The 8894-nt window shown below is 73.2% G+C and carries 8 protein-coding genes; 4 read left to right on the top strand and 4 right to left on the bottom strand.

The features are described 5' to 3' along the window. Positions 1–1750: hypothetical protein (locus B1L11_RS46910; RefSeq protein WP_079315494.1), on the top strand; the 1750-nt coding region annotated here is incomplete at its 5' end. Here B1L11_RS46910 and B1L11_RS17650 read toward each other — a convergent pair. Next, positions 1751–2158 (bottom strand): NUDIX hydrolase, encoded by a 408-nt coding sequence (locus B1L11_RS17650; RefSeq protein ID WP_143737338.1) that lies wholly within the window; start codon positions 2156–2158, stop codon positions 1751–1753. 72 nt (positions 2159–2230) lie between these two features. On the opposite strand from B1L11_RS17650, the gene B1L11_RS17645 reads away from it, so the two are divergent. Genes B1L11_RS17645 through B1L11_RS17635 form a run of 3 tightly spaced genes read left to right on the top strand, consistent with a single transcriptional unit; the run spans position 2231 to position 4600 of the window. Further along, entirely contained in the window at positions 2231–2875 is a 645-nt protein-coding gene (locus tag B1L11_RS17645) for a DUF6758 family protein (RefSeq protein ID WP_079315492.1), read from the top strand. A 41-nt stretch (positions 2876–2916) separates the two neighbouring features. After that, on the top strand, positions 2917–3627 hold the full coding sequence (locus tag B1L11_RS17640; RefSeq protein ID WP_079315491.1) for an MBL fold metallo-hydrolase: 711 nt from the start codon (positions 2917–2919) through the stop codon (positions 3625–3627). A gap of 4 nt (positions 3628–3631) precedes the next feature. After that, complete coding sequence (locus B1L11_RS17635) at positions 3632–4600, top strand: PD-(D/E)XK nuclease family protein (protein ID WP_079315490.1); 969 nt, start codon at positions 3632–3634, stop codon at positions 4598–4600. On the opposite strand, the gene B1L11_RS17630 is transcribed toward B1L11_RS17635, so the two are convergent. The 3 genes from B1L11_RS17630 to B1L11_RS17620 form a co-directional block, all read right to left on the bottom strand. Further along, entirely contained in the window at positions 4551–5462 is a 912-nt protein-coding gene (locus B1L11_RS17630) for an oxygenase MpaB family protein (RefSeq protein WP_079315489.1), read from the bottom strand. The two genes, B1L11_RS17635 and B1L11_RS17630, sit on opposite strands and share 50 nt — an antisense overlap. 10 nt (positions 5463–5472) lie before the next feature. Beyond that, complete coding sequence (locus B1L11_RS17625; protein ID WP_079315488.1) at positions 5473–6357, bottom strand: alpha/beta fold hydrolase; 885 nt, start codon at positions 6355–6357, stop codon at positions 5473–5475. Between the two features lie 304 nt (positions 6358–6661). Further along, positions 6662–8596 carry a DEAD/DEAH box helicase gene (locus B1L11_RS17620; RefSeq protein ID WP_218671179.1) on the bottom strand — a complete coding sequence of 645 codons (1935 nt, stop codon included), beginning with the start codon at positions 8594–8596 and terminating at the stop codon, positions 6662–6664. Positions 8597–8894: the final 298 nt, after the last annotated feature.

Genomic DNA, 8894 nt, shown 5'->3' with positions numbered 1-8894 from the left:
GATGCTGGTGACCGGGTGGGTCTCCAGCCGGATCGGCGCCAAGCGCACCCTCATCGTGGGCCTCGCCCTGATCGTGGGACAAGGTCAGGGCGATGCGGGGCGGTGGCCGCCCGGGGGCGACCGGGTGGTGGCGCTCGCCGATCCCGGCTCCGGTAATCAGGGGTCGGGCGACTCGATCTCGGTCGTCCTGCGCTCCGACGACGGCGGCCGCACCTGGTTGCGCACCGCCGCGGCCCTGGCGGACGTACGAGCGGAGCCCGGGGCGCTGGCCGTGACCAAGAAGGGCTTCGTGCTCGTGCCCACCCGGCAGAAGTCGGACGACGGCGAGGTCCGGGTCTACTGCTCGCCCGAGGGCGCCGACTGGACCCAGTGCGGCACGATAGGGCCGCTCGGCGCGGAGGGGACGGGCGTGCGCGGCCTGGCCGCGTCGGCGGCGGGCGTGGCGGCGGTCGCCGAGTCGGCCTGGGAACGGTACGCCGTCTACACCAGCCAGGACGGGCGCAAGTGGACCAGGAGCGCCGACCTCGGCGGGATCCCCGGGACGCTGCGCGGGCTGGCCATCACCGACGCCGGAGTCCTCGTGGCGGGCGGCGACAAGCGCGGGCCCGGCGACGTGGAGAACCTCCCGGTCCTGATCACCGCGGGGAAGGGCGAGGCGGCGCACACCGTGCCGCTCAAGGAGATCGCCGGGCTCAACCGGCTCGCCAGGGACACCTCGGACGTCGCCGCCTCCGGCGGCACGTTCGTGGCCGTGGGCGCGGCCAACGGCGACGCCGCGATCTGGACGAGCGGCAACAACGGGGCCAACTGGAAGGACGCGCCGTTCCCCGACCTGCTGGGCGGGCCGGGACGTCAGGCGCTCAGCGGCGTCGCGCACGGCCCAAAGGGATGGCTCGCCGTCGGCAGCACGACGACCGACCCGGCGGTGACCCGGCCGCTGCTGGTCACCTCGGCCGACGGGAAGAACTGGCGGCCCGGTCCGGCGATCGAGGTGCCCGCTGGCCACTTCCTGCTCGCGCCTGGCGTGGTGGCCGCCGGTCCGAAGGGCTACGTGCTGGCGGGGGAGGACCGGTCCGCCACCGGGACGCTGCCCGCCCTGTGGTTCAGCCCCGACCTCAAGCGGTTCACCCGTTCCGCGCCGGGCAGCATGCCGGCCGGAGGCGCTGGGGTGCGCCTCTACGACGTCACGGCGACGCCCGGCGGGTTCATGGCCGTCGGCGGGTCGGGCACCGCCGACCGCGAGACGGGGGTGGTGTGGGTCTCCTCCGACGGGCTCAACTGGAACGCCCGCGGCCGGGTCCTGCCGCCGGACACCACCTCGGCCGGGCTGCGCCACGTGGTCGCGACCGAGGCCGGCGTGGTGGCCGTCGGCACCGCGATGACCGAGGACGGCCCCCGCCCGTTCTCCGCGCTGTCCACCGACGACGGCGCGAGCTGGGAGTACGGCACGCTGCCCGCCGACGCCGCCGCCTCGGTCCTCGACGTGACGGCGACAGGGCGGGGACTGGTCGCCGTCGGATCGCACCGGTCGCCCGCGGACGGCGGCGAGGCCGACAGCGCCGCCTGGGTGTCCGAGGACGGGCTGGACTGGTCGCGCCAGACACTCACGCAGGACGGCCTCGGCGGCCAGGGGGCGCAGTGGCTCGGCGCGGTGGCGGTCTCCGGCGACCGGGTCGTGGCCATCGGCAGGTCGGCCGGCTACGCGGACGACCATCTGACGATCTGGCGCAGCACGGTCACCGATCGGTGATCACGGAGCGGTGATCCCGGAGATGACCCCCCATTCGGCGAGCGCGTTGGCGAGGCCGTCGGTCAGCGGGAGCCGTACGAGGTCGGACGGCGCCCACCAGCGGGCGTCGGCGGCGTCGTCCCCGGCGACCGGCACGCCCGTGGCGGTCGCCACGTAGTCGTGGATCTCGAAGGTCGCGCCGCCGGGGGCGGGCCGCAGCACGGTCCCGGCGAGCCGTACGACGGTGACGTCGAGGCCGGTCTCCTCGCGCAGCTCGCGGCGCAGCGCCTGCTCGTCGGTCTCGCCTGGCTCGACCCTGCCGCCGGGCAGCGACCACAGCCCCTCGCCGGGAGGGCGGCCCCGCCGCACCAGCAGCAGACGCCCGTCGGCGTCGGCGACGATCGCGCCCACACATCTGATGCACCGCACATCACCAAGATTACGACTAGATAACGGACAGACTCTTGACGTACGGACATCACGGAAGCACCGTGAATATTTGTGAGAACCGCGCCAACATGTCCGCGGTGCTTCGGGCCGCTACACGAACCGAACGTCTGGTCGAGTTCCTGGCGATGCGCCGCCCACGGGGACGTCCTGCCCTTCCAGCCGCCCCGGCGGCCCTCGCAGGCCGCTCTGGAGGCCTTGTGCGAGGCGGCCAGGGTGCCCGTCTGGCTGCCGTGGCCGCTGCCTTCCGGATGGCTGGTGACGGGCTTCGCCGAGGTGGGTGACGAGCGCACCGGCACGAGGGCGAGCGTCGTCGCCCTCTCCGGTCCGTCGGTCACCCACGGCCCCGCCGACATGCTGCTCATCGCAGAGGAACCCGGCATCGGTCTCGGCGCCGCGTACGCCGGGCTGCCGGGCCCGGACCCCGGAGCCGGCTTCGACGCCGGGCCCCCGCACGCCAAGATCGACGCGCGCGGCCATCCGACGGCGCTGTGGTGCGCGGGGCGGGGAGTGCCGGGAGACCGGGCCGTCTACGTGGGCGAGGCCCTCGGCAACTGGCTGTGGACGGTCGCCTGGCCGGTCGAGGCCGGCTGCTTCATCGCGCTGGCCAACCTGTCGCTGCGCGACCTGCGGGACCAGGACCAGGCGCTCGACCTGCCCTTCGGCGCCTTCTCGCCGCGCCTCGACGGGGATGTCTGAACGGCGGGCTGGATCCGCGAGGGATAGTAAGGTTCTGAGCCGTGACAGCGCGCATCGAACGAGTGGTGACCTCGGGCCTGGTGGACATCGAAGGCGACGAGCACAAGGTCGAGAACAACACCTGGATCGTGGGCGACGACGACGAGGTCATCGTCATCGACCCGGCGCGGGACGCCGACAAGATCCTGGAGAAGGTCGGCGACCGCGAGGTCCTCGCCGTCATCTGCACCCACGGCCTGCCCGATCACGTGGGCGCCGCGATCGAGGTGGCGGCCAGGGACGAGGCCGTGATCGCCGTGCATCCCAAGGACAAGCGCCTGTGGCGGCAGACCTGGGAGGAGACCTGGCCCGACATCGACATGGAGGACGAGGGACTGTTCTCCGTGGCCGACGTCGAGCTGGAGGTGCTCTCCACGCCGGGCGTCACGCCGGGCGGCGTCTCGCTCTACTGCGAGGGCCTCGGCGCGGTCTTCACCGGCAAGACCCTGCTCATGGACGGCCCCGGCAAGCTCGGTGGGGAGTACCCCGCGCTCGCCGACCAGCTCACCTCGATCGGCGAGCGGCTGTTCACGCTGCCGCACGAGACGAGGGTGCTCCCCGCGCACGGCGAGGAGGGCAGGATCGGCGACCTGGAGCCCGAGTTCGACCGCTGGCTGTCGGGGTCGCTGACCGGCGCCCAGGAGGCCGAATCGGCGCCGCCGCTCGTGGACGGCACCGGGGCGTCCGGCATCAAGCTGAACCTCGACGAGTAGGGCCGTGGAGCAGCTCGGCCTCGACGGCATGCCGAGGCGGCTCTACACCTGCACCCCGTCGCGGCTGAACACCTGGCTCGACTGCAGGCGTCGCTACCGGTTCACCTATCTCGACCGGCCGGCCCCGCAGAAGGGGCCCCCGTGGGCGCACAACAGCGTGGGGGCCTCCGTCCACAACGCGCTGGCCGCGTGGTGGCGGGAGCCGTACGACCGGCGTACGCCGGTGATGGCGGCCGTGCTGCTCACCAACGGCTGGATCCGCGAGGGGTTCAGGGACGAGGAGCAGTCGGCCACGTGGCGGGACCGGGCCCGCGAGATGGTCTCCTCCTACGTCGCCACGCTCGACCCGGGTGACGAGCCGGTGGGCGTCGAGCGCACCGTCGCCACGCGTACGTCGGTCATCGCCGTCTCGGGCCGCGTGGACCGGCTGGACAGGCGCGGGGACGAACTGGTCGTGGTCGACTACAAGACCGGCCGCCGCCCGCCGACCTCCGACGACGCCCGTTCGTCGATCGCGCTGGCCGTCTACGCGATCGCCTCGTCCCGCATGATGCGCCGGGCCTGTCACCGGGTGGAGCTGCACCACCTGCCCACCGGGACGGTCGCGGAGTGGGAGCACACCGACGAGTCGCTCGCCCGTCACCTGCGCCGGGCCGAGGACATCGCGACGGAGGCGGCCGAGGCCGACGACGCCTACCGCGAATGGGCTCAGAACGCGGGGGCGGGCCGCGCGAAGGGCGCCGTTCCGGCACCGAGGCGGGAGGACGGCGCGGGGGCGCTCGCGGTGCCGCCCGAGATCGACCGGCTGTTCCCGCCCGAGCCGGGCCCCATCTGCTCCTGGTGCGACTTCCGCCGCCACTGCCCCGAGGGGCGGGCGGCCTCCCCCGACCGGCTCCCCTGGGACGGCCTGGCGGAGACGCCGGTCAGCCCGTCGTACGGCCGGGACGGCGGCGAGGATCGACCAGCGCCCTGAGGCCCTTGCCGACGTCGTATCCGGCGGCGCCCAGGCGCTCGCGCGAGGCCCGCAGCATGGCCCTGGTGCCGTCGTCCAGCACCTGCTGGTGCACGACGTCGGGGATCGTGTTCATGGTCAGCCGGAAGGCCCGCAACGCCGCCGTGACCGCGATCTGGGGCACCTCGGGTAGCGCGCCGTACAGGCGGCGGGCCCAGTCGGGCAGCGTGTAGTAGCACAGCGCGCCGAACGGGAAGTAGACCGGCTTGGCCGGGGACAGGAAGCGCATGTTCTCCGGCAGGCGCGGCCAGAGCAGGAACCGCACGGCGGCGGCCGACTCGGGGATGACCCGCAGGACCGGCCGCATCCGGGCGAAGTAGTCGTTCATCTCGTGGACGGAGCCGGGCACGTCGTCCGGGTGCAGCCCGACGTACGTGGCGCTGTGCCGCTGCTCCGCGAGGTACTGGTCGGCCTGCCGGTCGCTGATCGGGACGCCCGCACGGCGGACGACCTCCAGGTAGGACATGACCTCCGCGCAGTGCACCCACAGCAGCAGCTCGGGCTCGTCCACCCGGTGGGTCCTGCCCGTGTCGGGGTCGCGGATGCGCAGGGTCCGATGGATCGCGCGCACCCGCCTGCCGATCTCCTCCGCCTCCTCGGGGCTGCCGTACGTCACGCGGCCCACGAAGTCCGCCGTGCGGCGCAGCCGGCCGAAGGGGTCCTCCCGGAAGTTGGAGTTCTGCCACACGCCCCGCATCGCCAGCGGATGCAGGGCCTGCAGCATCAGGCCGCGCACCCCGCCCACCCACATGGTCCGGTCGACGTGGACCAGCCACGTCGCGGACTCCGGCGGCTGGGCGGTCAGGCGGCTCGTCCCAGGCATGGCGACCGGGTCATCCGTGCTGGTGCTGGAGCAGCCGGCTCTCCGCCGTGTTCCAGAATCGGGTCAGGGCCGCCGCGGTGGTCTCGGGGGCCTCCACGGCCGGCGAGTGGAGCGCCCCGGGCACCACGACGCACTCGGCGTCGAGCCTGCGGGCCATCTCGGCCTGCAGCAGCGGCGGCCAGCCGTCGTCGTGCTCGCCGTAGAGGACCAGGAGGTCGAGCCCGCACCCGGCCAGCTCCGCACAGCGGTCGGACGCGCCCAGGACCTCGTGCGCCATCGCCACGAGACCGGTGGGGTGGTTGGCGAGCAGCCGCTTGCGCAGGAACGCGACGATGTCGTCGGGGACGCCCGCCGCCAGCGCCTCGGGCTCCATCCGGTTCGACCACATGTAGTCGAGGCCGTACTCCGGAAGCTCGGCCAGCATGACCCGGCCCATCCGCTCCCGCGGCCCGACGATGCCCGCGGGCCCCGAGCTCATGAGCGTGAGGGACGCGAGCTTGGCGGTGCCGTTCAGCGCCGTCTCGCGGGCGACCAGCCCGCCGAAGGAGTGTCCCAGCAGGTGGACCGGCTCGCCCTGGCCGACCACCGCGGCGATCGCGTCGATGTCCGCGCCGAGGGCCGCGCACGAGTACGCCGACGGATCGTCCGGGCCCGGCGTCTCGTACTGCCCGCGCATGTCGACCGCGATCACCCTGCGGCCGGCCTGCGCGAGCGTCTGCAGCACGGCGATGAAGTCCTCCTTCGACCCGGTGAAACCGGGGACGAGAAGGGCGGGCCAGCGCTCGGGGACACCGCTGACCGGAAGCGCTTCGAGAGCCGCGAACGAGCCCAGCGGCGTTTCGATCTGCTCACTGCTGACACCCGGAGGGAGGGTCAGGAACCGTGGCGTGCTCACGAGGCCTCCTCCACCTCACCCCGGATCCCGGGAACCGATGGGCCGGACCGGCCCCACGTCCTGGACCGTCTGCTGAAGGCTCGCTCACTCACGTGGCATCACGATACCCAGGGAAGATCCCGTCGACACTCCCGAAGCGACTACGCGGGTTTCGGACGGTCATTGCGCATGCCTCCTGTCCAGGTCATACCCACTGCGGGCGGAGCGGCCCTCAAAGCAACGGGGGCAGGGAGAGCGCCGGTTGTCCGGTGCCCTCCCTGCCCCTGCGGTCGTGCTCATCGACGAACGGGCCTGTGCCGGCCCCTCACCCCGTACGGCGGGGCCGCGGCCGGGGCGGGCGGCGCCGCTGCTGGGCGCGCTCGCTCGCGGCGGACGGCGCGGGGTCGTCGTCATCGGTCGCGAGGTCGGGGGACCTGAACACGATCATGAACGGACTGGCCGGGATGATCCGCTCCGGCTCCCGCTCCGGCTTCGGGGCCGGCCGCTCGGCGGGCTCGCCGGCGGGCTCGCCCACCGGCGCCTTCCCGGCCGGCTCCTCCACCGGAAGTGCCTGCTCGCCGGTGTCGGCCGCGCGGGTCCTGCGGCGCCGGGCCGGGCGCTCCTCCACCTGCTCCTCGGCCACGGGCGCCTGGTCGGCGGCGCGGGTCCTGCGGCGGGTCGTCCTGCGCGTGGTCGCCGCCTCCGGCTCCCGCCCGTCACCGGCACCGGCCTCGTCACCAGCCTCGGCGCCGTCCACCGTGCCGTCGACTGGGCCGTCCACCGGGCCGTCCTTGCCGGGCCGTACGGCCGTGACGTCGGCCAGCGCGCCGGTCAGGGCCGCCGCGTTCGCGCCCCTGCGTCCACGACGCCCCGGCGCGGCCTCGGCAGCGGTCTCCACAGTGGTCTCGACGGGAGCCTCCACAGGGGCTTCCATCGGGGCTTCCACCGGGGCCGGCGTCTCGGCCGTCTCTCCGGAGGGAGCCTCGGCGTCCTGGAGGCGGCCCCCACGGGTCCGCCGCCGCTCCCGGGTGCGGGCGGGGCGCTCGCGGCGCTCCTCCCGATCACTTCGACCGGACTTGCCGCGGGAGCGGGTGCGCCCGGTCTCCCCGAGGTCCTCGATCTCCTCGGCCTCCAGACCGGCACGGGAGCGCTGGGCACGCGGCAGCACGCCCTTGGTGCCCTCGGGGATGTCGAGGTCCGCGTACAGGTGCGGGGAGCTCGAATAGGTCTCGACGGGCTCGGTGAAGTCCAGCGAGAGGGCGTTGTTGATGACCTTCCAGCGGGTCAGCTCGGTCCACTCGACGAAGGTCACCGCGACGCCGGTGCGGCCCGCCCGGCCCGTACGGCCGATCCGGTGGACGTAGGCCTTCTCGTCCTGTGGGCAGTCGTAGTTGACGACGTGGGTGACGTCGTCGATGTCGATGCCGCGCGCCGCGACGTCGGTGGCCACCAACACGTTGATCTTGCCGCTGCGGAACGCCCGCAGCGCCTGCTCGCGCTGGCCCTGGCCGAGGTCGCCGTGGACGGCCGCCACCGCGAAGCCCTTGTCCTTGAGCTGCTCGGCGACCATGTCGCAGGCCCGCTTGGTCTCGCAGAAGACCATCGTGAGCCCGGCGCCCCTGCTCTGCAGCAGGCGGGCCAGGATCTCGATCTTGTCCATGCGGTGCGTGCGGTAGACGTGCTGGGTCGTCAGCGTGGTCGTCTCGGCCTCGGCCGTGCCGCTCTCCGCCCGGACCCGGGTCGGCTGGGTGAGGTAACGGCGGGACAGGTTCACGATCTCGCCGGGCATGGTGGCCGAGAACAGCATGGTCTGCCGCTTCTCCGGCACCAGCTTGATGATCCGCTCGATGTCCGGAAGGAAGCCGAGATCCAGCATGCGGTCGGCCTCGTCGAGGACGAGCATGGTGATCTGGCCGAGGTCGAGGTGCTTCTGCTTGACCAGGTCGAGCAGCCGCCCGGGCGTTCCGACGATCACGTCGACGCCGTTCTTGAGCGCCTCGATCTGCGGCTCGTACGCGCGCCCGCCGTACACGGTGAGGATGCGCGACCCCAGCTTCCCGGCGGCGAGGACCAGGTCCTCGGTCACCTGGAGGGCCAGCTCGCGGGTCGGGACGAGGACCAGGCCGCGTGGCTTCTTGCGGTTCTTCCTCGGCTTGCCGACGAGCTGGAGCATGGCGACGCCGAAGGCATAGGTCTTGCCGGTGCCCGTGCGCGCCTGTCCGATGACGTCCTGGCCGGCCAGCGCCAGCGGGAGCGCCATCTCCTGAATCGGGAATGGTGAAGTGATGCCCTCGGTCTCGAGCGCATCGGCGATCTCCGGGATGACTCCCAGGTCTCGGAACGTCGTTGTCAGCGTGGCCTGCCTCAATCAGTGCGAAGGCGGCCCTCCGGGACATCCGGCCGGCAGAGCCTCCCCGGTCCGGGTCCTCGCGGACAGTCGCGCCCTCGTCGTGAATCAGCGACCGCGGCATCCAGTGGTTCCTGGGGGTCCGGGGGTGGCCCCGGATCGACACAGGGATCGATACGGTGATCGACACCGTACTGATCCACATAGTGCG

The organism is Microbispora sp. GKU 823, assembly GCF_002027145.1.
Lineage (GTDB): Bacteria > Actinomycetota > Actinomycetes > Streptosporangiales > Streptosporangiaceae > Microbispora > Microbispora siamensis.
Note: the sequence above shows the minus strand (reverse complement) of the source record. Positions and strands in the feature narration are given on the sequence as shown.